At 65.2% G+C, this 549-nt stretch carries 1 protein-coding gene; it reads right to left on the bottom strand.

Translation table 11 applies throughout. From position 1 onward, the window contains the following. The coding region (locus ON32_RS23345) for a ketoacyl-synthetase C-terminal extension domain-containing protein (RefSeq protein WP_040793168.1) at positions 1-549 on the bottom strand (549 nt) is incomplete at both ends.

Raw genomic sequence — 549 nt, 5'->3', positions numbered from 1 at the left:
GATCTTCGAGCCGATGGGCTTTGTGGCCGGCCCGGAATCGCCTCCCGATGTCACGGGTATCGGATCGGTGGGTGCTTCCTCGAGTTCGGTCGGTGCTTCCTCGAGGATGAGGTGAGCGTTGGTGCCGCTGGCCCCGAACGACGACACCCCCGCCCGACGCACCCGCTCCCCCACAGGCCACGCCTCCGCCTCGGTCAACAACCGCACCCCACCCGACGACCAATCCACATGCGGCGTCGGCGCATCCACATGCAACGTCTTCGGCAACACCCCATACCGCATCGCCTGCACCATCTTGATCACACTTCCCACACCGGCCGCGGCGGAGGTATGACCGATATTCGACTTCAACGACCCCAATCGCAGTGGGGTGCCCGCATTCCGCTTCCCGTAGACGCTGATCAGTGCCAATGCCTCGATGGGATCACCCAGCATCGTGCCCGTGCCGTGTGCGTCGACCGCATCGACATCGGCCGGCTCCAGGCCCGCATTCGCCAATGCCTGTGTGATGACGCGTTCCTGGGCCAGACCATTCGGTGCGGTCAGGCC

Source organism: Nocardia paucivorans NBRC 100373, from assembly GCF_000308675.1.
In the GTDB taxonomy this organism is placed as follows: Bacteria; Actinomycetota; Actinomycetes; order Mycobacteriales; family Mycobacteriaceae; genus Nocardia; species Nocardia paucivorans.
Note: the sequence above shows the minus strand (reverse complement) of the source record. Positions and strands in the feature narration are given on the sequence as shown.